The 22,311-nt window shown below is 39.7% G+C and carries 23 protein-coding genes; 19 read left to right on the top strand and 4 right to left on the bottom strand.

Features of this window, described 5'->3' with window-relative positions; genetic code table 11:
* Nucleotides 1-370: 370 nt before the first annotated feature.
* Both HU830_RS01370 and HU830_RS01365 read right to left on the bottom strand, forming a co-directional pair.
* On the bottom strand, nt 371-757 hold the full coding sequence (locus HU830_RS01370) for a S24 family peptidase (RefSeq protein ID WP_176942024.1): 387 nt from the start codon (nt 755-757) through the stop codon (nt 371-373).
* Between the two features lie 478 nt (nt 758-1,235).
* On the bottom strand, nt 1,236-1,742 hold the full coding sequence (locus HU830_RS01365) for an aminoacyl-tRNA deacylase (protein WP_176942023.1): 507 nt from the start codon (nt 1,740-1,742) through the stop codon (nt 1,236-1,238).
* Nucleotides 1,743-1,834: 92 nt separating this feature from the next.
* On the opposite strand from HU830_RS01365, the gene HU830_RS01360 reads away from it, so the two are divergent.
* The 5 genes from HU830_RS01360 (at nt 1,835) to dtd (ending at nt 6,577) form a co-directional block, all read left to right on the top strand.
* On the top strand, nt 1,835-2,716 hold the full coding sequence (locus HU830_RS01360; protein WP_176942022.1) for a 50S ribosomal protein L11 methyltransferase: 882 nt from the start codon (nt 1,835-1,837) through the stop codon (nt 2,714-2,716).
* Nucleotides 2,700-3,452 carry an RsmE family RNA methyltransferase gene (locus HU830_RS01355; RefSeq protein ID WP_176942021.1) on the top strand — a complete coding sequence of 251 codons (753 nt, stop codon included), beginning with the start codon at nt 2,700-2,702 and terminating at the stop codon, nt 3,450-3,452. The genes HU830_RS01360 and HU830_RS01355 overlap by 17 nt, the downstream gene beginning before the upstream one ends.
* A 3-nt stretch (nt 3,453-3,455) precedes the next feature.
* A complete protein-coding gene (locus HU830_RS01350) occupies nt 3,456-3,797 on the top strand; it encodes a hypothetical protein (RefSeq protein WP_176942020.1) in 342 nt (113 codons plus the stop codon).
* A 109-nt stretch (nt 3,798-3,906) separates the two neighbouring features.
* Nucleotides 3,907-6,120 (top strand): RelA/SpoT family protein, encoded by a 2,214-nt coding sequence (locus tag HU830_RS01345; RefSeq protein WP_176942019.1) that lies wholly within the window; start codon nt 3,907-3,909, stop codon nt 6,118-6,120.
* 13 nt (nt 6,121-6,133) lie between these two features.
* Entirely contained in the window at nt 6,134-6,577 is a 444-nt protein-coding gene (gene dtd, locus HU830_RS01340) for a D-aminoacyl-tRNA deacylase (RefSeq protein WP_176942018.1), read from the top strand.
* A gap of 51 nt (nt 6,578-6,628) precedes the next feature.
* Here the strand turns inward: dtd and HU830_RS01335 are convergent, their stop codons facing one another.
* Nucleotides 6,629-7,957, bottom strand: a complete 1,329-nt coding sequence (locus HU830_RS01335) for an N-acetylmuramoyl-L-alanine amidase (protein ID WP_176942017.1) — start codon at nt 7,955-7,957, stop codon at nt 6,629-6,631.
* A gap of 275 nt (nt 7,958-8,232) precedes the next feature.
* On the opposite strand from HU830_RS01335, the gene hisS reads away from it, so the two are divergent.
* From hisS to HU830_RS01310, 5 genes are all read left to right on the top strand, one after another.
* Complete coding sequence (hisS, locus tag HU830_RS01330; protein ID WP_176942016.1) at nt 8,233-9,513, top strand: histidine--tRNA ligase; 1,281 nt, start codon at nt 8,233-8,235, stop codon at nt 9,511-9,513.
* 6 nt (nt 9,514-9,519) lie between these two features.
* Nucleotides 9,520-11,277 carry an aspartate--tRNA ligase gene (gene aspS / locus HU830_RS01325; protein WP_176942015.1) on the top strand — a complete coding sequence of 586 codons (1,758 nt, stop codon included), beginning with the start codon at nt 9,520-9,522 and terminating at the stop codon, nt 11,275-11,277.
* Nucleotides 11,278-11,338: 61 nt separating this feature from the next.
* The gene (gene msrB, locus HU830_RS01320; RefSeq protein WP_176942014.1) at nt 11,339-11,761 is read left to right on the top strand and encodes a peptide-methionine (R)-S-oxide reductase MsrB; all 423 of its coding nucleotides are present in this window, start codon (nt 11,339-11,341) and stop codon (nt 11,759-11,761) included.
* A 71-nt stretch (nt 11,762-11,832) separates the two neighbouring features.
* A complete protein-coding gene (locus tag HU830_RS01315; RefSeq protein ID WP_176942013.1) occupies nt 11,833-12,711 on the top strand; it encodes a YitT family protein in 879 nt (292 codons plus the stop codon).
* Between the two features lie 18 nt (nt 12,712-12,729).
* Nucleotides 12,730-13,635: a deoxyribonuclease IV gene (locus HU830_RS01310; protein WP_176942012.1), complete on the top strand. Its 906-nt coding sequence runs from the start codon at nt 12,730-12,732 to the stop codon at nt 13,633-13,635.
* A 184-nt stretch (nt 13,636-13,819) separates the two neighbouring features.
* On the opposite strand, the gene HU830_RS01305 is transcribed toward HU830_RS01310, so the two are convergent.
* Nucleotides 13,820-14,623 carry a pyruvate, water dikinase regulatory protein gene (locus tag HU830_RS01305; protein ID WP_228765681.1) on the bottom strand — a complete coding sequence of 268 codons (804 nt, stop codon included), beginning with the start codon at nt 14,621-14,623 and terminating at the stop codon, nt 13,820-13,822.
* A gap of 160 nt (nt 14,624-14,783) precedes the next feature.
* On the opposite strand from HU830_RS01305, the gene rpsU reads away from it, so the two are divergent.
* The 9 genes from rpsU (at nt 14,784) to glyS (ending at nt 22,265) form a co-directional block, all read left to right on the top strand.
* On the top strand, nt 14,784-14,972 hold the full coding sequence (gene rpsU, locus HU830_RS01300) for a 30S ribosomal protein S21 (protein WP_176942010.1): 189 nt from the start codon (nt 14,784-14,786) through the stop codon (nt 14,970-14,972).
* Between the two features lie 18 nt (nt 14,973-14,990).
* The gene (locus HU830_RS01295; RefSeq protein ID WP_176942009.1) at nt 14,991-15,434 is read left to right on the top strand and encodes a GatB/YqeY domain-containing protein; all 444 of its coding nucleotides are present in this window, start codon (nt 14,991-14,993) and stop codon (nt 15,432-15,434) included.
* Nucleotides 15,435-15,526: 92 nt separating this feature from the next.
* Entirely contained in the window at nt 15,527-16,492 is a 966-nt protein-coding gene (locus HU830_RS01290) for a PhoH family protein (protein WP_228765679.1), read from the top strand.
* Nucleotides 16,492-16,968 carry an rRNA maturation RNase YbeY gene (gene ybeY, locus HU830_RS01285; RefSeq protein WP_176942007.1) on the top strand — a complete coding sequence of 159 codons (477 nt, stop codon included), beginning with the start codon at nt 16,492-16,494 and terminating at the stop codon, nt 16,966-16,968. The genes HU830_RS01290 and ybeY overlap by 1 nt, the downstream gene beginning before the upstream one ends.
* A gap of 11 nt (nt 16,969-16,979) precedes the next feature.
* Nucleotides 16,980-17,381: a cytidine deaminase gene (locus HU830_RS01280; protein ID WP_176942006.1), complete on the top strand. Its 402-nt coding sequence runs from the start codon at nt 16,980-16,982 to the stop codon at nt 17,379-17,381.
* On the top strand, nt 17,374-18,282 hold the full coding sequence (gene era, locus HU830_RS01275; RefSeq protein ID WP_176942005.1) for a GTPase Era: 909 nt from the start codon (nt 17,374-17,376) through the stop codon (nt 18,280-18,282). Before HU830_RS01280 ends, era begins: the two co-directional genes overlap by 8 nt.
* The gene (gene recO / locus HU830_RS01270; RefSeq protein WP_176942004.1) at nt 18,283-19,050 is read left to right on the top strand and encodes a DNA repair protein RecO; all 768 of its coding nucleotides are present in this window, start codon (nt 18,283-18,285) and stop codon (nt 19,048-19,050) included. It abuts the gene before it with no gap.
* A gap of 247 nt (nt 19,051-19,297) precedes the next feature.
* Nucleotides 19,298-20,194: a glycine--tRNA ligase subunit alpha gene (glyQ, locus tag HU830_RS01265; protein WP_194946704.1), complete on the top strand. Its 897-nt coding sequence runs from the start codon at nt 19,298-19,300 to the stop codon at nt 20,192-20,194.
* Nucleotides 20,187-22,265, top strand: a complete 2,079-nt coding sequence (gene glyS / locus HU830_RS01260; protein WP_176942002.1) for a glycine--tRNA ligase subunit beta — start codon at nt 20,187-20,189, stop codon at nt 22,263-22,265. The genes glyQ and glyS overlap by 8 nt, the downstream gene beginning before the upstream one ends.
* The last annotated feature ends 46 nt before the right edge of the window (nt 22,266-22,311 follow it).

Below are 22,311 nucleotides of genomic sequence, written 5' to 3'. Positions count from 1 at the left end.
TATAAAGGTTACTTTTATAGAGAATTCAAATTAATTAAATTATTTTAAACTCTAAAATGGTTAAAATTATCCACTAATTATTTAAAGTAATAGGTTTTTAGTTCTTAGACAATAATTGTTGCCAACTTGTTTTTTGAAAACAGTGTTTCCAAGAAAAGCCAATTTTTGATGTTTTTCGCAGGGCAGTCTCAGTTTGATTTAACTTATCCAAAGATTCAATATCACAAAATAAAGTTGCTGCCACTTGTTTTCTAGATTTACTATTAGAGTTATTATTCTTATTTTGGATCACAATTATCAACACTATTATATAAACTTCGAATAACTCTATTATCATTTTTTCTATCTTAAAAAATAAGTGATTTGCAGTTTAAGAATTTTGAATATATGAGACCCTCTGACCAATGATTCTGACATACTTCAAATCTTCTTGACGATAGCAGTGCGGTTTAAAATTGGCATCAGCCGAATCAGGACTGAAACAACGAATCTTAGTTTGATCGTCATAGTAGTAACGCTTAATTGTCATTTTTTCACAATTTTGAAAAACTACAATCACGCCATCTTGCAACTCCTGCCAGTCGCTAACCCTCTTTACAATTAATAAGGCTCCATTAGGAATACTTCGATCCATTGCGTTTCCGTTAGCTCGAGTGATGAAAAAGCTTTCTGGGTCACTTTGTTTTCCTAAAACTAATTCGGAAAAATTAACTTTGGGAATCCCCGAAGTCGTAAATAGATCAAATTCTTTGGGCATTCCGGCTAACAACTCTAAATCAAAATAATTATAATTCTGAGGCCGAATTTAAAGATCCGCTGTTAGTAATTCGGAAACGGCCATTTTGAGAGCTTGAGCATAAACTCCAAAATCTTGTTCAGTAAGTGATCTTTTACCGTTCTCGTAATTGGAAATGGTATTTTACTTAAAACCAGTCAATTGTCCCAACTGAGCTTGTTTGAGATGTTTTTGCTGCTGAACTTTTTTAATAATATTTCCAAATAGATTTTTAGATATAAAAATCCCCCTTCGAGATAAACATATCATGCAAAAAAGGACAATTCGATTAATACAGGGGATTAATTACTTATTCTATGATGATTAAGGCTAAAAGTAGCGTATATCTCGAATAGAGATATACGCTTAAAGAAATAAATTTAACTCTATGTTATAATTTACCTCCTTGGCAGGGGCACTTAATAAGACATAGGATTCACCTTTCGGTGAAACTTACGTCTTATTTATTTTCATTATTATAGACCGCAAAGTCACCGAATTTACCTTGAACTAGACTAGCGATATCGCTAGCAGCTACTAAGACAGATCGACCAACTTTTCCTGCAGAAATGGCAATTTTTTGATCCTTAAGGGCCTGATTGTCAAAGAAGATCGGGTAGTTATGTTGTTCCCGAATTCCAATTGGACTATTAGCTCCATGGATAAAACCAGAAGTTGCTTGCAACTTCTTGAGGGGAACCATGGTGACCTTTTTATTTCCGGATAATTGAGCTAACAACTTGTAACTTAGATGCGCCTGGAGAGGTAAAACACCGACTAACGGTCCCGTTTGGGTCCCGGTTAAAACTAAAGTTTTATAGATCGGAGCTGGGGTTGAAGCAGTTGTGATTTGATAAACGTCTCCTTGCAATTCAGTTGGAAATTCTAAAGCTTGATAGGGGATTTTCTCTTTGTCTAAGATTTTTTCAACTAAGGTTTTAGATAAGTGTTTTTGTTTTTTGGACATCTTGAACCTTCCTTACGGGATATTGTTTTCCTAAGTTTAACATTTTATAATAGTACACTAATGATAAAAAATGAATTTACAAAGGATCTCTTATGAAAGTCTGGAATCAATTAAAAATTTTTACGCTTCCGCAAAATTTTGAAGCAATCAGTAGTACTTTACTTCTGCAAGGAATTACCGGAATTGAGCTGCTTCCCCAAGATCAGGGTTTGACTATTTATTTGCCAGCGGATCAACTAACCCATTCTTGGCAAGAAGAGCTCCAAGAACGACTGCAGAAATTTCAAGTTCAGCCTAGCCAATACCAAATTGAGATCATTAAAAATGTTACTTGGAATTGGGGACAACAATGGCAACCTTATTACCACGCTTCTCGAATCAGTCATTTTATGCAGATTGTTCCGCCTTGGCAAAAAGAATTAGCGACATCACCTTATGATCTCCTTATTGATCCTCAGGAATCTTTTGGGACCGGAGAACATGAGACAACTAAGTTATGTTTACAAGCTTTAGAACAGTTTTGTCCCCCTCAGCTAGCTTCTTTAATCGATGTTGGTACAGGTACCGGAATTTTGGCGATTGCCGCGGCTAAATTGGGTGTTCAAAAAATTTGGGCTTATGATTTAGATCCGGTAGCTATTTCGGTTGCAGAAACTAATTTCCATCTTAATCATTGCCAAGACCAAATTAAGGTTCGAACTAATTCCTTATTAGATGGGATTGACCGCCAAGTCGACTTAATTACCGCAAATATGTTAGAAGAACCTTTGCGCCAGTTGATTCCTCAACTAGCGCCGCATTTAAAAGCCCAAGGTCAAGTTATCTTATCAGGTTTTTTAACCGAAAAGACTGCTGAACTTCAAGTTAGTTTACAAGCTGAAGGCTTAAAGATGATTCAATTAATGCAAACTCCCACTTGGGGCTGTTTAGTACTTCAAAAACAGGGAGAAGACGTTCATGCAACAAATCTTTAGTGCCCTCGACTTACAAAATCAAACGCAATTAACCTTGGGCGAAGCTGATTTTCAACATTTAATCAAGGTCCTCCGTCTAGGGGTCAAGGATCAATTTTGGATTGTCGATTCTGGCCATGCTACTTATCAAGCTACGATTAAAAATATTTCTCAGACTACTTTTCAGGTGAATTTAGTCCCACAAAAGCGGGTTAGCTCTGAATTGCCTCTACAAGTAACTTTGGCTTGTGCCTTATCCAAAAAGGATAAATTGGAATGGATTACGCAAAAAGCTACTGAACTGGGTGTGACCAATTTAATCTTTTTCCCAGCCCATTATTCGATTATGAAGTGGAAAGCCAACGTTCAAGAAAAAAAGCTCGCTCGACTTCAACAAATTGCTCTAAATGCTGCTCAACAATCGAAGCGGCTGTTAGTTCCGCAAGTTCACTATTACGATCAGCTGGCAAAAATAGCCGCGACCAGCTATTCTTGTCAGCTAGTAGCCTATGAAGAAGCGGCTAAAAAAGGGGAGGGTGCACAATTAACGACTAGTTTAACCAGTTTAAAGCCCCAACAATCGCTAATTGGAGTTTTTGGCCCCGAGGGGGGATTTACAGTTGAAGAAATTACTCAATTGAGGCAAAATAATTATAAAGTTTGCGGTTTAGGACCGCGAATTTTGCGTGCTGAAACAGCACCTCTCTATTTTTTGAGTGCTGTTTCCTATCAAACTGAATTAAGTAAGTGGGAATAACGAGTGAAAATACAAATTAGAAATTTTTGGAATTCAAGATATTGTCCAATTCTACTATTAACAATTGTCATTATCATTACCTTACCTTTACTAACTGGCTCTCTCGGAATTGGCAAACCGGGACGCGTGGGTGGCTTATTTTTGATCATTAATTCTCTCTACGCATGGTATTTCGGTCGCTGGATTCAAAGAAACGAACAAGCCAAGTGGACTTTTTTAATTGTTCCGGGATGCTTTTTGATGCTGGTCTTATTGCGTTATCCCCTAAGTATCTACGCTTATCTTCTAGTAGTCCTCTATTTTTTGATTGAATATTTAGCTTTTATTTTAGAAAAAAATAAATAAGAAAGATTGTAATTAGCAGTTTTTTTCTCCATAATTACATTAACTAAGATTAGTAGCACACTTAGGGTGTGCTTTTCTTATATTTTAAAATTGGTGGTGAGTACACTTCATGTCGAAGGAAAAAATCTATACTGCAACTGAAGTCTTTTCAATTTGTCAAGAATACATGAATGAACGCCATATTACCTATATTAAAAAAGCTTACCAAATGGCAAAATATGTTCATCGTGATCAAAAGCGTGCTTCAGGGGAACCTTACATTATTCATCCAATTCAAGTAGCAGCAATCTTGGCCAACTTGCGGATGGATCCTGATACCGTTTCGGCTGGATTTTTGCACGATGTTGTCGAAGATACTCCAATTATTTCGGAAGATATTCGGGAATTATTTGGGAATGATGTCGCTAACATCGTGGAGGGAGTCACGAAGATTTCCCGCTATAAATATCAGTCACACCAAGAACTTCTGGCGGCTAATCACCGCAAGATGCTCTTAGCGACAGCTAAAGATATGCGGGTTATCATGGTCAAATTAGCGGATCGTCTGCATAATATGCGAACTTTGCAACATTTACGTCCTGATAAACAAAGGCGGATTGCCAACGAGACTTTAGGGATCTATGCTCCTTTAGCCGATCGCTTAGGAATTAGTACGATTAAATGGGAACTAGAGGACCTATCGCTTCGTTATTTGAATCCCCAACAGTATTATCGCATCGTTCATTTGATGAATTCCAAACGAAATCAACGGGAAGCCTATATTCAAGAAGCAATTGCGGGCGTTAAAGCAAATATTGACCAATTAAAAATTGATTACGATATTAGCGGTCGGGCTAAGCATATCTATTCTATTTATAAAAAGATGGTCGAAAAACATAAACAATTTAGTGAGTTATATGACCTGCTGGCGATTCGGATCATGGTCAAGTCGGTTCGCGATTGTTATGGAGTGTTAGGAAACATTCATGCCCAATGGAAGCCTGTTCCTGGACGTTTTAAGGACTATATCGCGGTTCCTAAAGTTAATGGTTATCAATCGCTGCATACTACAGTTATCGGACCTCAAGGACGTCCTTTGGAAGTTCAAATTCGAACTTATCAAATGCACGAAATCGCTGAATTTGGGGTTGCTGCTCACTGGGCCTACAAAGAAGGCAAAAAAAATAAACTAACTTTAGATAGTAATGATCACCAAATCGATGTTTTTCGAGAAATTATGGAAATCCAAGAAGAATCATCGACTGATACTGATTTTATGCGCAATGTCCAAGGAGACATCTTCACCGATCGAGTTTATGTCTTTACTCCTAAGGGTGAAGTTATGGAGTTGCCGCAAAATTCGATTCCCCTTGATTTCGCTTACCAAGTTCACACTGAAGTTGGGAATCACACAATTGGCGCTAAAGTTAACGGCAAGATTGTTCCCCTTGACTATAAATTACGCAATGGTGATTTAGTTGAACTCTTGACGCAATCTAATGCTTCTCCAAGTCGTGATTGGGAAAATTTAGTGCATACAGCGCGAGCCCGAAATAAAATCAAGCGTTATTTCAAGATTATGGATCGCCAAGATAATATTGATCTGGGACGCAGTAAACTTGAACAAGAATTGACTGATCGAAATCTAGCCCCGAAGCATTATTTAAATAAAAAAGAGCTGCAACCGATTTTGGAACACTATAACTTCACAACCGAATCAGAATTATTAGCCGCGGTTGGTTATGGAGAAGTTTCAGCTATTGGGGTTATTAATCGTTTAACCGAAGTCAATCTCAAAAAAAATGCTCAACAGACAAAAAATGAACGGGAAAATAAGATTTTAACTGCTGACACTGAAACTCCAATTCCAGAAACTTCTACCCCAGCTCCGGAGACCGAAGAAAGGGAAGTGGAGATCCAAGGAATTGAAAATCTCTTAATTCATATGGCAAAATGTTGTACTCCGATTCCCGGGGATCCTATCGTGGGCTATATTACTAAAGGCCGGGGAGTCACAATTCACCGGCAAAATTGTCCTAACATTCAAGATGATCAGCAGCAATCTCGCTTAATTGAAGCTAACTGGGGAAATGTCCAAAATCATAATTATGTAGTTAAATTAGAAGTCTTTGGTTATAATCGCAACGGTTTGCTCAACGACATTTTACAAGTGGTTAATAAACAAACTAATCTCTTAGCGGGAATTAATGGCCGGATGGACCATAATGAAATGGCCAATATTTCACTTTCCGTAGGCGTTCGAAACTTATCCCACCTAAAAGACATCATGCAGCGAATCAATAACGTCCCTGATGTCTACGATATTAAACGAATCATTAATTAACTGAGGTAAAAAAATGAAAGTTGTTTTACAACGTGTTCAAGAAGCTCAAGTTGAAATTGCTGGAAGTCTACACGCCAAGATTGGTCTGGGAGCTCTTTTATTAGTTGGTCTGGGTCAAGAAGATACGGTGGAACAAGTCGATTATTTGGCCGGAAAAATTGCTAAAAGTCGCGTTTTCGCTGATCCAGCCGGGAAAATTAATTGTAGTATTCAAGATATTCAGGGGGAATTTCTCTCAATTTCCCAATTTACCCTTTATGCTAATACGAAAAAGGGGAATCGTCCTAGCTTTCAGGAGGCTTTAGCCCCGCAAGCGGCCGAAAGATTATATCAACGTTTCAATCAGCAGTTACAAATTTATAATCCGCAAATTCTGGTTCAAACGGGAGTCTTTGGGGCTGATATGCAAATTAAATTAGTTAACGATGGTCCTTTGACGATTATTTACGAAGCTTAGACAAATTAAAAACGGGGCTCAAGATTTTAATTTTGAGCTCCGTTTTTAATTTTATTTAAAATAATTAGCGAGACCAGTGGCAATTTTAGCGGCCAATTGGTCGCGATAATGTTCCGACTTAATCTGCTTAAAGTCGTGAGGATTATTGATATAACCTCCTTCAACTAAGATCGCCGGTTGTTCATTTTCTCGTGTAACTTCAAAATCGGCCGTCCGAATTCCTCGATTAGAAATTGGAAGACCACGCAATTGTTGGTTAACTTGATTCGCTAAACGTTGATCTTTCTTAGCCGAATAATAGTAGGTAGTTAGCCCCGTTGCTTGTCCTCCTTTGGGTGTTGAATCAAAATGGATACTGATAAAGGCATCGGCATTCAACTTATTGGACAAGCGAGCTCGCTCGGCTAAATCAACAAATTGATCCTTGCTCCGCGTTAAAATCACATTTGCACCCGATTTTTTCAGATGCTGTTGTAAGCGTGAAGCGACATCCAAGGTATAGTTTTTTTCAAAGCCCTTTTGACTTTCCGAAAGAGCTCCCGTGTCGCGCCCACCATGACCTGGATCAATCACAATCGTTGCTTCTGATAAGTTAGTTGCGGCAGACTTAATCTGATGCTTATTATCAGAAATAGAAACTAAACGACTATATAGATAACCCGTATCTCCCGAATTTAGTTTGACTTTATAAAAATCATGCTCTGTTCCTAAGTAGGGCAGTGTCGTTTGATCGGGAACATGGGCCACAACTTCAGAACGTTCATTAGCTTGCTTATAAATTTTAGTGTTATTTTGTAAAGTTGTTACTGACTGAATATTAACCGTCGCTTGCTGGGAATTGGGGGTCGGGTCTTTAATCTTTTGCGCAACTTGATCGGTCATCAAAATTGCGGAATCAGGGACCCAAGCAACGGTATTTTGATAGAGAATTTGGTTCCAGTCTTTTTGCGTATAAACAACATTAACATGTTGACCTTGATTTAGAGTTCCCAAGACTTCGGAATTTTTTTCGGCATACTTATAAACTTCGGTATTTACAGCTTTAATAACGCCAACAGTATTATGGGAAGTATTCACGTCGCCATTTTCAATCAACCAACTAGCAACCCAACCAATTCGATCGCCAGCTAGGCGAACCTGATACCATTGATTCTTTTTACTTAAAATAGTTAAAGTCTCACCACGCTTAACCTGCATAATAGTAGAATAGGCGAGGCTGGGTCCCATCCGCACATTTAAAAACTTTGCTTTAACAACTACTTGATTATCCTGGGCCAGAGAGAGAGTTGAAACTCCAGATAGAAGAATTAAACCCAAAACAACTAAGTAGGTCCAAAAAACACGGGGATTAGGAATTGGAGAACGCTTTGATCTTTTCATAAACATAAACTCCCCTGATTATCTTTCAAAAACATTATAATATAAAAAATATTAAAGCACACGATTTAACCTAGATTTGCGGCTTGACTTTGTTTAAGAGGATGGTTAACTTATAATATGAATTAAGTAAATTAAATGGCTAGTGGGACTAACAAGTTAGTCCCACTGGAGCGGTATTGTTTCGAACTTCAAAAATACCTTTATTTTAACACCATTATTTGCTATAAGGGTGTTTTTTATTGTCGAAAACCCCTGAATATTAAGGAGGAATTCCCGTGCGTTATCAAAAACCCAAGGGTACCGCGGACTTATTACCTGAAGAAGTTCGTCACTGGCAGTATATTACGACTGTGGCCCAAGAGGTCTTCAATAATTATCAATATCATGAAATCCGAACACCATTGTTTGAACAATATGAGGTCTTTGCTCGTTCTTCGGGAGATAGCTCCGATATTGTTTCCAAAGAAATGTATGATTTTGCGGATAAAGGTGGCCGGCATTTAGCTTTGCGGCCGGAAGGCACGGCGGGAGTTGTGCGCGCTTACGTAGAGAATAAACTTTTTGGTCCAGACCATCTCAGTCCCTACAAGGTCTGGTATCAGGGCCCGATGTTTCGTTATGAACGGCCCCAAGCCGGTCGGCAACGGCAATTTAATCAAATTGGAATTGAAGCTTTCGGTAGTGATAGTCCCGATCTAGATGTTGAAGTTATTGCTGTAGCCTTAACTTATCTCCAAAAATTGGGACTCCACAATTATCGAGTGGTTATTAATACTTTAGGTGATCCCCAAACCCGAAAAGATTATCATCAGGCTCTTTTAGCCTATTTGAACCCTCTTAAAGAGCAACTGAGTGCTGATTCTCAGGTTCGTTTGGAGAAGAATCCGCTCCGGATTTTAGATAGTAAAGATTCGAAAGATCAAGAGTTAGTTACCCAAGCTCCCAAAATTTTAGATTATTTAACTCCTGAAGCTAAAGAACACTTTAATCAAGTTGAAAAAACCTTACAAGCCTTAAAGATTAATTATCAAGTCGATTCACAAATGGTCCGTGGACTAGATTACTATAATCACACTATTTTTGAAATTATGGTTCAGAGTCCCGCCTTTGATAATCGTGAAATGACCATCGTTGCTGGAGGACGTTACAACGGTTTAGTTCAACAACTAGGCGGTCCGGATGTTTCTGGTGTTGGTTTCGGAATTGGTTTAGAACGTCTCTTATTATTACTAGAAAACGAAAATGTTCCCTTGCCTAGCTTAGCTGGTCCAGATATTTACTTAGTAACCGTTGACCCTGCTAGTTCAACGGCGGTTTCCCAGTTATTAAATCAACTTCGCCAAGCTGGAATTTCTGCTGAACGGGATTATGCTTCTAAGAAAGTTAAGGGGCAATTTAAGCAAGCTAATCGTTTGCAGGCCCGCTTTACTTTAGCTATTGGAGCCAGTGAGTTAGAATCACAAACGGCACAATTAAAAAGGATGAGTGATGGTCGAGAAACTCAAATTGATTTAACCAAAATTGTAAACATCTTGAAGACCATAAAGGCGGGGTAGGAAAGAATGAAGCGAACCAATTATTGTGGTTTAATTACCGAGAAATATTTAGAACAAGAGGTTACTTTAGCTGGTTGGGTGCAAACTCAACGAAACTTAGGTAATTTAATTTTTGTGGATTTACGTGATCGAGAAGGTTTGGTTCAGTTAGTTTTCAATCAAAAAACGGACGAAGCTATTTTTACGACTGCCAGCCAGCTCCATGCTGAATATGTAATTCAAATTACCGGTCAAGTCGTTGCTCGTCAAGAACAGAATATCAATCCTGATATGAAAACGGGAAAAATTGAAGTTGAAGTTCAACAACTAACGGTTTTGAATGAATCCAAAGTAATTCCTTTTCAAATCGAAGATCAAGTCGAAGCTACAGAAGATACTAAATTAAAATATCGTTATTTAGATTTACGTCGTCCCGAAATGCAGCAGGGTTTACGCCTTCGCTCCCAGATTATGGCGACGACGCATAATTATTTAAATCAACAGGGCTTCATTAATATTGAAACTCCAGATTTAGCCAAGTCAACTCCAGAAGGAGCTCGAGATTATCTAGTTCCTTCGCGGGTTTATCCGGGAAGCTTTTATGCTTTACCCCAATCACCACAGTTATTTAAACAACTGCTGATGGGAGCAGGATTTGATAAATATTACCAAATTGCGCGGTGTTTCCGTGATGAAGACTTGCGGGGTGACCGGCAACCAGAATTTACCCAAATTGACTTAGAAACTAGCTTTTTAAGTGCTGAACAAATTCAAGATTATACTGAAGGTTTAATTGCCCAAGTCATGGAAGACACCAAAGGAATTAAAGTTTCGTTGCCATTCCCAAGAATTACTTGGAATGAGGCCATGGATCGCTTTGGTTCCGATAAGCCCGATACCCGTTATGGGATGGAATTACAAGATCTGAGTCCCTTATTCCAAGACAGTGACTTTAAGGTTTTCCAGCAGGCTCTTGCCCAAGGCGGACAAGTTAAAGCCATTGTAATCAAGAACGCAGCTAATCAATACTCCCGTAAGAAGATTGAAGAACAACAAGAGTATATCAAACGTTTCCATGCACAAGGACTAGCTTGGGTAAAAGTGGCTGAAGATCAACTTACTGGTCCCGCCGCTAAATTCTTAAAACCACAAACTGAACAATTAATTCAAAGATTAGGTCTCGCTGACAATGACTTGGTCCTCTTTGTTGCTGCCAGCAAGAAGGTCTGTGCCGCGGCTTTAGGTTATTTACGGACCCACTTTGCTCAGGAATTAAACTTATATCAAGAAGATCAATATAATTTCCTCTGGGTAGTAGATTGGCCTTTATTTGAATATGATGAAGGCGATCAACGTTGGATCAGTGCCCACCATCCCTTCACGATGCCTAATGAAGAAGATGTAGCTTTACTTGATACTGATCCGCATCGAGCTCATGCCCAAAGTTATGATATTGTCTTAAATGGCTACGAGTTAGGTGGGGGATCAATCCGGATCCATCAACGCTCAATTCAAGAAAAGATGCTCAAGGCACTTGGCTTTACACCAGAACAAGCCCAAGCGCAGTTTGGCTTTCTCCTTGATGCTTTAGAGTATGGTTTCCCACCTCATGGAGGATTAGCAATTGGCTTAGATCGTTTCGCAATGTTACTGGCCCATCGGCAAAATATTCGGGATGTGATTGCCTTTCCTAAGAATTCCAAGGCTACTGAAGCGATGACCAAGGCTCCGTCAATTGTTGCTCAAGCTCAATTAAATGATCTCCATCTAAAGATTACCGATTAAAGCACTTTCTTTTCGAACACCGCCAAGTTAGTTATAATAACTAACTAGGAGGTGTTTTTTAATGTATGAATCAGAAAAAAAGGCGTTAACACCAGAACAATACGCGGTGACTCAAGAAAACGGAACCGAACCAGCATTTCACAATGAGTACGATCAAAACTTTGAACCCGGAATTTATGTTGATGTTGTCAGTGGAGAGCCCTTGTTTGCTTCCACTGCTAAATACAATTCAGGCTGTGGTTGGCCTGCTTTTTCTCGACCGATTACTAAATTACAACAAAAACGCGATCAATCTCATGGTTTGGAAAGAATCGAGGTCCGCAGTCCGCAAGCCGATTCGCATCTCGGTCATGTCTTTACCGATGGACCCCAAGATCAAGGAGGCTTACGCTACTGTATTAATTCTGCAGCCTTAAAATTTATTCCCCTTGACCAAATGGTTTCCGCAGGCTATGGCGATTATCTCGCCGAAATTGAAAAATAAATTCCCGCCGTGATTACGTACAGAATGTGTTAAAGTGTAACAGTAATCAATCGTAAAGGATTTATATATTAATGAACGAATTAGAACAAATCGTCAAACGCTACCGTAATGTTACTCGCCTTTCCGTGGCCGTAGTTTACTCCCTTTGTGTGGCCTTAGCTGTCAATATCTTTTGGACACCGGGGCATATCTATGGTTCGGGAATCATGGGAGTGGCTCAGTTACTATCATCTGTCAGTCAACGCTGGCTTCCATTTCACATCGGAATCCCTTTGCTTTATGCGGCCCTTAATTTTCCGCTTTTGATTTTATCGTGGCGAAAGATCGGTCATAATTTTACCGTTTTTACCGTAATTGCAGTTTGTTTCTCGACCATTTTAATGCGTACTTTACCGCCGGTTAAAGTTCAATTTGATCCCATTATTTGTGCTATTTTTGGGGGATTATTCAATGGCTTTGGAACCGGACTGGCGCTTAAAAATGAAATGTCGACGGGGGGACTAGATATTATTGGTATCGTTCTCCGCAAACGTTGGGGAAAAAGCGTAGGTTCGATTAACATCGCTTTTAATACCATCGTTGTTGCTGGTGCTGGTTTTCTTTTTGGCTGGGTCTATGCTTTTTATACTATTTTGGGAATTTTTGTTAACGGTCGCGTGATTGATGCTTTATATACCCGCGATCGCAAACTTCAGGTAATTATCATTACCTCCAATCCAGAACAAGTTATTCATCAGATTCAAGATGAGATGCGTCGGGGAATTACCATCGTTCACAATGTAGAAGGGGCTTACCGTCATCGTCCCAAGACGATGCTTTTTACAGTTATTTCCCGTTATGAACTCCGTGATTTTCAAATGGCTCTCCAAATTGCCGACCCGAATGCCTTTGTCAGCATTACCAAAGCCGAGATGATTCTCGGACGTTTTTATCAAGAACATATCTATTAAAAAATATCGAGGTCAACAATGATTTTAGGTTCACACGTTAGTCTGAGCGGAAAAAAGATGCTTTTAGGAGCCGCCCAAGAAGCCGTCAGTTATGGAGCTAATGCCATGATGATTTTCACAGGGGCTCCGCAAAATACTCGGCGGAAAACAGTTGATCAGATGAATATCTCTGCTGGTCAAACTTATATCAAAGAACATGGCCCCCAATTTATTATGGGTCATGCGCCTTATATTATTAATTTAGGAAATACCAAAAGAAGTGAACAGTACGAATTTGGAATTGAATTTATGAAAGATGAAATTCAACGTTGTGAGGCCTTAGGAATTACGACTTTGAGCTTTCATCCTGGAGCCCACGTTGGTTTGGGAGCCGACAAGGCCATTCATTCAATCGCTCATGGTCTTGATGAAGTTCTAGCAGCGACAAAAAACCAAGTTAAAATTGCTCTAGAAACCATGGCGGGAAAGGGGACCGAAGTCGGAACTAATTTTGAACAATTAGCGCAAATTATTGACTTAACGCCTCATAACGAACAACTAGCGATTACCCTAGATACCTGTCATGCGAGTGATGCTGGTTATCCAATTAAAGATAATTTCGATGAAGTTTTAGAGGAATTTGATCGAATTATTGGCTTGGATCGCTTACAGATGATTCACTTAAATGACTCGAAAAATCCGCAAGGGTCACATAAGGATCGCCATACCAACATCGGCTTTGGAACCATCGGTTTTCAGAGTTTAAATTATATTTGTCATCATCCTCAATTAGAAAAAGTCCCCAAGATTATGGAAACACCTTATGTCTTAGTTGATCAAGATCGAAAAAAGTCAGCGGCTCCGTATGCTGCTGAAATTAAAATGTTGACTGAACAAAGGTTTGATCCTGAGATGCAAGAAAAATTAATTATCGCTAACTCTTAGTTGCAAATTACTATTTTTTTCAAAGTGAACCTTACAAAAATGACATTTACCCCCAGAGTTGGAAACGACTCTAGGGGTATTTGTTGAGCACTGATTTTTGATTCTCAAAAATCAAAATAAAAAGTGCCGATAGAATTTTTCTAACAGCACAAGATCTGACCTTGTTTTTATTTGGATATTTACTTTAAATTGGCAGTTTTAATTCACTGGTAATAATTGAAGCCACTTCTTCAATTGATTTGTTGGCGACATTAATTACCAAACAATTTAACTTCTGATAAAGTTGGTCGGCATAATCAAGTTCCGCCTGAATTTTTGCGGTGTCTGAATAGGCTGTCGTTGCCTGTAGTCCATAAGCTAGCATTCTTTCTTGACGAATCTTTTGCAGGACTTCTTCATCATTAGTTAAACCGACAATCTTTTTGGGATCTACTTGCCATAATTCTGGTGGCAATTGCGCTTGGGGAACTAAGGGTAAATTAGTAACTTTAATATGTTGATTAGCTAAGAAAAAGGAGAGAGGGGTTTTAGAAGTTCGCGAAATTCCTAATAAAACTACGTCGGCATGAAGCATACTCCGGGGATTCTTACCATCATCATTTTCAGCAGCAAAATCAATGGCGGCAATACGATCAAAATATTGAGCATTTAATTTCCGAGCGGCGCCAATTTCGTGACTTGGATGCTGTTGGAATCGTTGACCAATCCGATCAAGATAAGGATTTAAAATATCAAAAGCTAATAAATTATTTCGATGAGTAAAATCTTTAACGATCTCATCAAGTTCTCGGTGACTCAAGGTATAAAATAAAATTGCATCTTCTACCACTGCTTGTTGCAAGATATGATTTAGCTCAGCCGTCGTTTGGACAAAGCCAAAGCGCCGTTGCTTGATTTCTATTTCGGGAAACTGGGCCATCATGGAGCGCGAAAAACCGGCAGATGTTTCCCCAGAGGAATCTGAAATTGCATAAACTGCTTGTTTCATTGTCTTCACCATCCATTCTTTTCTAAAAGTAGCATGTTCTAAAAAAAAAAGCTAGCTGAACTATAGAATTTATTATTCCAACTTTGCTCATTTTTTGTTATACTGTGTAGGAACTGTTTCAAATAATAGTTACGTTAATAATCGGAAGGAGGGATATCATATGGCTAGGACAGTTGTTCGTGAGAACGAGTCTCTTGATGATGCTCTTCGTCGGTTTAAACGTTCTGTTTCTAAGAGTGGTACTCTTCAAGAATATCGCAAACGTGAGTTTTACGAGAAGCCTAGTGTGAAACGTAAATTAAAATCTGAAGCCGCTCGCAAGCGTAATAAGAAGAGGAAACGACGTTAAGATTGAGGTGTGATGTTAATGTCCCTTACTAATCAGTTAATGATTGATATGAAGCTTGCAATGAAGGGTCATGATAAGACTTCATTATCGGTTATCAGAATGCTTAAATCAGGTTTGATGAATAAAAAAATCGAACTGGGACATGAGTTGACTGCCGCAGAAGAAGCCCAAGTAGTGGCTTCACAAATGAAGCAGCAGAAAGATTCTTTGGCACAATTTATCCAAGGGCAAAGACAAGACTTAGTTGATCAAACCAAAGCGCAGATGGCAGTACTTGAGAAGTATATGCCGCAGCAATTATCAGCAGATGAAGTGCAGCAGTTTGTGAACCAGAAGGCTCAAGAACTACAAGCAACGACTAAAGCTGATTTTGGTCGGTTAATGAAAGCCGTAATGCCTGAATTAAAAGGTAAAGCGGATGGTCAGCTCGTAAATAAGATTGTAAAAGAATTACTCAAGTAAGGTTGAAGTGGTGAAACACTTTAACCTTTTTCTTTTATCTTCGTTTATAATGGAACTAATGATTACTATTATTCATGATAGGGGTTAGAGTCTTGGGAGAACAAATAACACAGTCATTTACTTTACCAACTCGCGATGATCAAATCGTTTTGGGAGTTAACGATAGTAACCTCCAATTATTGGCCACTAAATTTCAGCTGCAAGTTCATGGCTTTGGCGAACGGATCGATTTTTCGGGGGATCAACCCAGCGTCCATTTAGCAATCCAAGTTTTACAAACTTTAATCAAACTCCAACATACAGGAATTCAAATTGGAGAAGTTGATTTCATCAGTGCTATTCAAATGGCCCAAGCTGGTGAATTAGAATATTTTTCAGATTTATATAATGAGGTAATTCTCCGTAATGCCCATGGACGAGCTATTCGAGTCCGTAATTTAGGACAGCGTAAATATTTACAAACCATTAAAAAATGTGACTTAACCTTAGGCTTAGGCCCTGCTGGAACTGGGAAAACCTATCTGGCTGTAGTCATGGCTGTTGCCGCCTTGAAAAAGGGGCAGGTTAAACGCCTGATTCTCACTCGACCAGCAGTCGAAGCCGGCGAAAGTTTAGGTTTTTTACCAGGGGACTTAAAGGAAAAAGTCGATCCCTACCTTCGGCCAATCTATGATGCTTTATACGATATTTTAGGTCGAGAACATACTCAACGCTTACTCGACCGGCAAATAATTGAAGTTGCTCCTTTGGCTTATATGCGCGGGAGAACGCTGGATGAAGCTTTCGTAATTTTAGACGAAGCTCAAAATACAACCGGGGCGCAAATGAAGATGTTTTTGACTCGTCTAGGATTTGGTTCCAAAATGGTTGTCAATGGGGACTTAACCCAAATTGACTTGCCCCGCCACACCCAAAGTGGTCTGTTAACGGCAACGAAAATCTTACGAAATTTACCCCGAATTGGCTTGGTTGAATTTCAGGCTAACGATGTTGTTCGTCACCCGGTCGTTGCGGAAATTATTACCGCTTATGCTCAACAAGATATGAGGAATAAATAATGGATTTAGAGATTTATGATGAACACGAATTAGTATCTGCTTCTCATTTAAAATTAGCCCAAGATTTAATTCGCTTGGGAGCGCAAGAGATTAATTTAGCTGCCGATACAGAAATGTCTTTAACCTTTTGTACGGCAACTGGAATTCAACAGCTCAATCGCCGCTATCGAGCAACCGACAAACCGACAGATGTAATTAGCTTTGCCTTAGAGGATGGTGACGACGCGGGGATTAAGACGCGTGCTTTGGAAGAAGAGTTTGGTCTACCACGTAATCTAGGGGACCTTTTTATCTGTCCTGAAGTCGTCCAAGCTCATGCTCAAGAGTACGGTCATTCTGTCGAGAGAGAATTCGGCTATACAGTCGTCCATGGTCTCTTACATCTGTCAGGATTTGACCATATTGAATCCCAGGCAGCTCAGGAAATGTTTGCCTTACAAGAAAAAATTTTGCAGGAAGCTCAATTACAGCGTTAGGAGGAATTTTTATGTCAGTTGCTCAACTATTGTCTGCGGCGACCAAATTGCTTGACCAAGCCTATGTTCCTTATTCCCATTTTCCCGTTGGGGCAGCCTTATTAACGACCGATGATCAAATTATTACCGGCTGCAATATCGAAAATGCTTCTTACGGTTTAACTAATTGTGCCGAACGGACCGCGATTTTTCAAGCCGTGGCTCAAGGTCACCGCGATTTTAAGGCCCTTTTAGTAACCGGTGTAACCGATGAAGTTATTTCACCTTGTGGTGCTTGTCGACAAGTAATCAGTGAATTCTGTACTCCAGAAATGCCAGTTTACTTAACTAATCAAAATCAGCAGGTGGCTAAAATGACAGTTCAAGAATTATTACCCGGAGCCTTTGACGCGGAGGATCTCGATCATGACTAAAGATTCTTTTCGCTCGGGCTTTGTCAGCATTATTGGTGCTCCTAATGTCGGAAAATCAACCTTTATGAATCGAATTCTAGGGACTGAAATCGCGATTACTTCACCTAAAGCACAGACAACACGCAATAAGATTCAAGGTATCTATACTGATGATCAGCAACAAATTATTTTTTTAGATACTCCTGGGGTCCACGATCCTAAAAACGAACTTGATCAATATATGGATTTAGCAGCCTTTTCAACGCTAAAAGATGTTGATTTAATTTTATGGATGGTTAGTGCCAAGGATTCCATTCCGGCTCCCGACAGCAAGCTAGTCGCTCAATTACAGGGGCGTTCTCAACCAATTATTTTGGTCATTAATAAAATCGACCTCATTCATCCAGACCGGCTTTTGCCGTTATTGGATCAGTACCGGCAACTAGTTGATTGGACTGATATTTTTCCGATTTCGGCAACGCAAGGAAACAATGTTCCTGAGCTTTTACAAACTCTAGGGGAACATTTACCGGCTGGTCCGGCCTATTACCCCCAAGACCAACTTAGCGACCATCCAGAATACTTCATTGTCGCCGAAATTATCCGTGAAAAGATTTTGGAATTGGCGCGCCAGGAGGTTCCGCATGCTGTGGCTGTAGTTGTTGAACAAATGAATCAATATGAAAACAATAAACGCCAAGTAGAAGTGACAATTTATGTCGAACGAGCTAGCCAAAAGAAAATTCTGATTGGTAATCAGGGGCAAATGCTGAAACAGATCGGCATTCGGTCGCGTCGAAAAATTGAAAATCTCTTGGCGGAAAAGATCAATCTGAAACTCTGGATTAAGGTCCAAAAAAATTGGCGCAATGATCCACTTTTCTTAGCCCGCATCGGTTATTCTTCAAAGGATTTAAAATAGATGACTTTACAGCGTCACCAAGAATTCCAGGGTCTAGTTTTACGTACGCAAGATTATCACGAGAACGATCAGTTGGTTTATTTATTTACTGACCGTTTTGGTATTTTAACTTTTTTACTAAGAGGAACTAAGAAATTAACTTCTAAAAAAAGGGCTTTAGGTCTGATCTTTACTACGGGAACTTATCAAGGAACCCTCAATGATCGTGGTTTTTCTTATCTAGAATCTGCTCAAAACTTGCATCAATTTGCAAAAATTAGTCAAGATATTACCAAGAACGCCTACGTTACCTATCTTAACGATTTGGTTTTGCGGTCTTTAACCGCCAAGCGGGCTTATCCTCGTTGGTTTCACCAAATTTTAACAGCGACTCAGTTAATTGACCAAGGTTTAGATCCAGAAATCATTACTGATATTATTGCTGTCCAGTTACTCCAGCCCTTAGGAGTTGCACCCCAGTGGCAACATTGTGTTTTGGGACCAGAGACCACGGGGAAGTTTGATTTTTCACTAGTTTATAGTGGAATTTTATGCCAAAAGCATTGGTCACAAGATGAGCATCGTTTACACTTGGATCCCAAAACGGTTACTTACTTGCGTTTATTCTCGCGTTTAGCTCTTGACCGAGTGCATAGTATCAAAGTAACCTCTGCAACTAAAGTCCAATTACGCCAGATCCTAGATTTAATTTATCGTGATCACGTGGGAATCTATCCCCGTAGTAAGAAGTTTCTTGACTCCATGTATAAGTGGCAATTGGATTCTTGACAAGTTGGTGCGGAATGATAAAATGCACAATGGAAGTTTCAGCGAGCGTGGATAGTGCGAGCACGTTTTAAAAATGGTCGTTTTATTTCTTAAATTTAACATTCTAATGAAGTGCAGGTCTCAGACCTGAAGTAGGGTGGAACCGCGAGAACTCTCGTCCCTATGCAATTATTGATTGCATAAGGGACTTTTTTTATGCAATCAGAAATGAGGTAGACAGGTGGAAAAAGCACTGAATGTTCAGGAAATGATCCTTACGCTCCAAAAATTCTGGAGCAGTAAAGGCTGCATGTTAATGCAGGCTTACGATACAGAAAAGGGAGCTGGAACCATGAGTCCATATACTTTTTTACGGGCTATTGGACCAGAACCTTGGAATGCAGCTTACGTAGAACCTTCAAGACGACCAGATGATGGTCGCTACGGGGATAATCCCAATCGTTTGTATCAACATCATCAATTCCAAGTAGTGATGAAACCTTCACCCTTAGAAATTCAAGATTACTATCTTGATAGTCTTAAGGCTCTAGGAATTAATCCATTAGAACATGATATTCGTTTTGTAGAAGATAACTGGGAAAATCCTTCTATGGGCTGTGCTGGGGTCGGTTGGGAAGTTTGGCTAGATGGAATGGAAGTCAGCCAGTTTACCTATTTCCAACAAGTTGGTGGATTAACCGCCTCTCCGGTAACTAGTGAAATTACCTATGGTGTTGAAAGACTAGCTTCATATATCCAAAATGTAGATTCTGTTTTCGATTTAGAGTGGGGCAATGGCGTTCGTTACGGCGATATCTTCCAAGAACCCGAATATGAACATTCGAAGTATGCTTTTGAAGCTAGCGATCAAGAAATGTTACTGAACTTTTTCAATGCTTACGAAACCGAAGCTAAGCGGTTAATTAAAGCTGGTTTAGTTCATCCAGCTTATGATTATATTCTTAAATGTAGTCATACCTTTAATCTATTAGATGCACGAAAAGCGGTTTCCGTTACCGAAAGAGCCGGCTACATGCATCGAATTCGGACCATGGCCCATCAAATTGCTCAGGCCTTCGTCGCCGAACGTAAGAAACGTGGTTTTCCTTTATTGGATGAGGCCAGCCGAGAAAAACTTTTCAAGGAGGAGCAAGCAAATGACTAAAACTTTCTTATTTGAATTAGGTCTTGAAGAAATGCCAGCTCACGTTGTAACGGCGGCTGAAAAGCAATTTGCTCAAAAAGTTGCTGCCTTTTTAGATGACCAAAAGTTAACTCATGGTAAGATTGAACAATTTTCAACTCCGCGTCGGCTATCCCTTTTAATTCATGACTTGGCTGACAAACAAGCTGATCAAGATCTAGAAATGAAAGGCCCCGCCCAAAAGATTGCCCAAGATGCTGCCGGAAATTGGAGTAAAGCAGCGCAAGGTTTTGCTCGGGGACAGGGTGCTAGCGTTGAGAGTATCTTTTTCCAAGATTTTAAGGGAACACCATACGCTTATGTAAAGAAGCATATCGCTGGCCAAAGTGCTGCCAGTGTTCTTCCTGGACTAACCACGGTAATTTCTGATCTGACTTTCCCAACGCGGATGAAATGGAATAAATTTAATTTTGAATTTATTCGTCCCTTACATTGGATTGTCGCTCTTCTGGATAATCAAATTCTGGACTTTAAATTTCTAAATCTCCAGGCGGGGAATCAAACCCGGGGACATCGCTTCTTAGGGGGACCAATTACCTTAGCTCAGGCTAGTGACTATCCGACCGCTTTGGAACAAGAATTTGTAATTGCTGATGCTCACCAACGTAAAGCGGAAATTAAAAAGCAAATTCAACAACTGGCTAGCCAACACCAATGGCAAATCAATTTAGATCCAGATCTATTAGAAGAAGTAACTAATTTAGTGGAATTTCCGACCGCTTTTGCAGGTCAATTCGACCCCAAGTATCTCCAAATCCCGGAAGAGGTCCTGATTACCTCAATGAAAGATAATCAACGTTACTTCTACGTCCGTGATCAAGAAGGAAAACTTGCTCCTTACTTCATCGGCGTGCGTAATGGCAATCAAAACGATTTAAACAATGTTATTGCCGGTAACGAGAAAGTTCTCGTTGCTCGTTTAGAAGATGCCGCCTTCTTCTTTGCGGAAGATCAAAAGCGAAGCTTGCAAGATTACGTATCTCAATTGGAAAATGTTACTTTCCACGATAAAATTGGTTCGATGAGCGCCAAGATGGCGCGGACCAAAGTAATTGCTCAACTTTTAGCGCAAAAGCTCAAGCTTGATGGTTCGACTACTGCTGATGTTTTACGGGCTGCTGAAATTTACAAGTTTGATTTAGTTACCGATATGGTTGGAGAATTTTCTGAACTCCAAGGCGTCATGGGCGAAAAATATGCTCTGATTTTTGGTGAGAAACCAACCGTTGCTCAAGCCATTCGTGAACACTATCTGCCAACCGCTGCCGAAGGAGACTTACCGCAATCGCGAACCGGAGAGATTCTTTCTTTAGCTGACAAGTTAGAAAGTCTAATGAGTTTCTTCGCCGTTGATTTACTCCCCACTGGTTCTAATGATCCTTATGGTTTACGGCGTCAGGCTTACGGTTTAATCAGGATTCTCCAAGCGCAAAATTGGCATCTCGACTTACAAGAGTTACAAACTGAGATTAGTGCCGCTTATCAAGCTGCTCAACTTCCAGGAAACTTTGATTATCAAAAGCACCAAGCAGAACTGACGACCTTCTTCCAAGATCGGGTCCGACAATTCTTAGCTCCCCGAAACATTAATCATGGTGTCATTGAAGCCGTAGTTGCTAATTCAAAAGTTGACCCCGTAACGATGCTTACTTTAGCTCAAAGTATTCAAGCCGCTCAAGAGACTGCTGTTTATAAGCCAAGCATGGAAGCTTTGACGCGAGTTTTACATCTAACCCAACAAAATCAGACTGCTGATCTGCCGCAAGCGGTTGATTCTGGGCTCTTCGTTGATTCTACAGAAACAGATCTTTACCAAGCTGTTCAAAAATTACAAGAACAATTTTCCCAGTTGGAAGCTCCGGATCGTTTCGCCGCTTTAATTGCCTTACAACCAACGATTACTGCTTATTTCGACGCCAATATGATTCTCGATTCCGACTTAAAAATTCGGGCTAATCGCCTTAAACAGCTCCAATTATTAGCCCAATTGATTAACAGCTTAGGTGACTTGAATCAGCTGGTTATTAAATAAATCACCGGTTAAATTGCTTTACCATAACTGGTGATTAGGTGTATAG

Origin of the sequence: Bombilactobacillus apium (assembly GCF_013385145.1) — a bacterium.
GTDB lineage: Bacteria > Bacillota > Bacilli > Lactobacillales > Lactobacillaceae > Bombilactobacillus > Bombilactobacillus apium.
The sequence above is the reverse complement of the archived record's forward strand: the minus strand, read 5'-3'. Positions and strand labels throughout refer to the sequence as shown.

Excerpts from the sequence above, each read along its gene's own strand:
- HU830_RS01370 (WP_176942024.1), bottom strand. The coding sequence starts at position 757 with ATGCCCAAAGAATTTGATCTATTTACGACTTCGGGGATTCCCAAAGTT.
- HU830_RS01365 (WP_176942023.1), bottom strand. The coding sequence starts at position 1,742 with ATGTCCAAAAAACAAAAACACTTATCTAAAACCTTAGTTGAAAAAATC.
- HU830_RS01360 (WP_176942022.1), top strand. The coding sequence starts at position 1,835 with ATGAAAGTCTGGAATCAATTAAAAATTTTTACGCTTCCGCAAAATTTT.
- HU830_RS01355 (WP_176942021.1), top strand. The coding sequence starts at position 2,700 with ATGCAACAAATCTTTAGTGCCCTCGACTTACAAAATCAAACGCAATTA.
- HU830_RS01345 (WP_176942019.1), top strand. The coding sequence starts at position 3,907 with ATGTCGAAGGAAAAAATCTATACTGCAACTGAAGTCTTTTCAATTTGT.
- dtd (WP_176942018.1), top strand. The coding sequence starts at position 6,134 with ATGAAAGTTGTTTTACAACGTGTTCAAGAAGCTCAAGTTGAAATTGCT.
- HU830_RS01335 (WP_176942017.1), bottom strand. The coding sequence starts at position 7,957 with ATGAAAAGATCAAAGCGTTCTCCAATTCCTAATCCCCGTGTTTTTTGG.
- aspS (WP_176942015.1), top strand. The coding sequence starts at position 9,520 with ATGAAGCGAACCAATTATTGTGGTTTAATTACCGAGAAATATTTAGAA.
- msrB (WP_176942014.1), top strand. The coding sequence starts at position 11,339 with ATGTATGAATCAGAAAAAAAGGCGTTAACACCAGAACAATACGCGGTG.
- HU830_RS01315 (WP_176942013.1), top strand. The coding sequence starts at position 11,833 with ATGAACGAATTAGAACAAATCGTCAAACGCTACCGTAATGTTACTCGC.
- HU830_RS01310 (WP_176942012.1), top strand. The coding sequence starts at position 12,730 with ATGATTTTAGGTTCACACGTTAGTCTGAGCGGAAAAAAGATGCTTTTA.
- HU830_RS01305 (WP_228765681.1), bottom strand. The coding sequence starts at position 14,623 with ATGAAACAAGCAGTTTATGCAATTTCAGATTCCTCTGGGGAAACATCT.
- rpsU (WP_176942010.1), top strand. The coding sequence starts at position 14,784 with ATGGCTAGGACAGTTGTTCGTGAGAACGAGTCTCTTGATGATGCTCTT.
- HU830_RS01295 (WP_176942009.1), top strand. The coding sequence starts at position 14,991 with ATGTCCCTTACTAATCAGTTAATGATTGATATGAAGCTTGCAATGAAG.
- ybeY (WP_176942007.1), top strand. The coding sequence starts at position 16,492 with ATGGATTTAGAGATTTATGATGAACACGAATTAGTATCTGCTTCTCAT.
- HU830_RS01280 (WP_176942006.1), top strand. The coding sequence starts at position 16,980 with ATGTCAGTTGCTCAACTATTGTCTGCGGCGACCAAATTGCTTGACCAA.
- era (WP_176942005.1), top strand. The coding sequence starts at position 17,374 with ATGACTAAAGATTCTTTTCGCTCGGGCTTTGTCAGCATTATTGGTGCT.
- recO (WP_176942004.1), top strand. The coding sequence starts at position 18,283 with ATGACTTTACAGCGTCACCAAGAATTCCAGGGTCTAGTTTTACGTACG.
- glyQ (WP_194946704.1), top strand. The coding sequence starts at position 19,298 with ATGATCCTTACGCTCCAAAAATTCTGGAGCAGTAAAGGCTGCATGTTA.
- glyS (WP_176942002.1), top strand. The coding sequence starts at position 20,187 with ATGACTAAAACTTTCTTATTTGAATTAGGTCTTGAAGAAATGCCAGCT.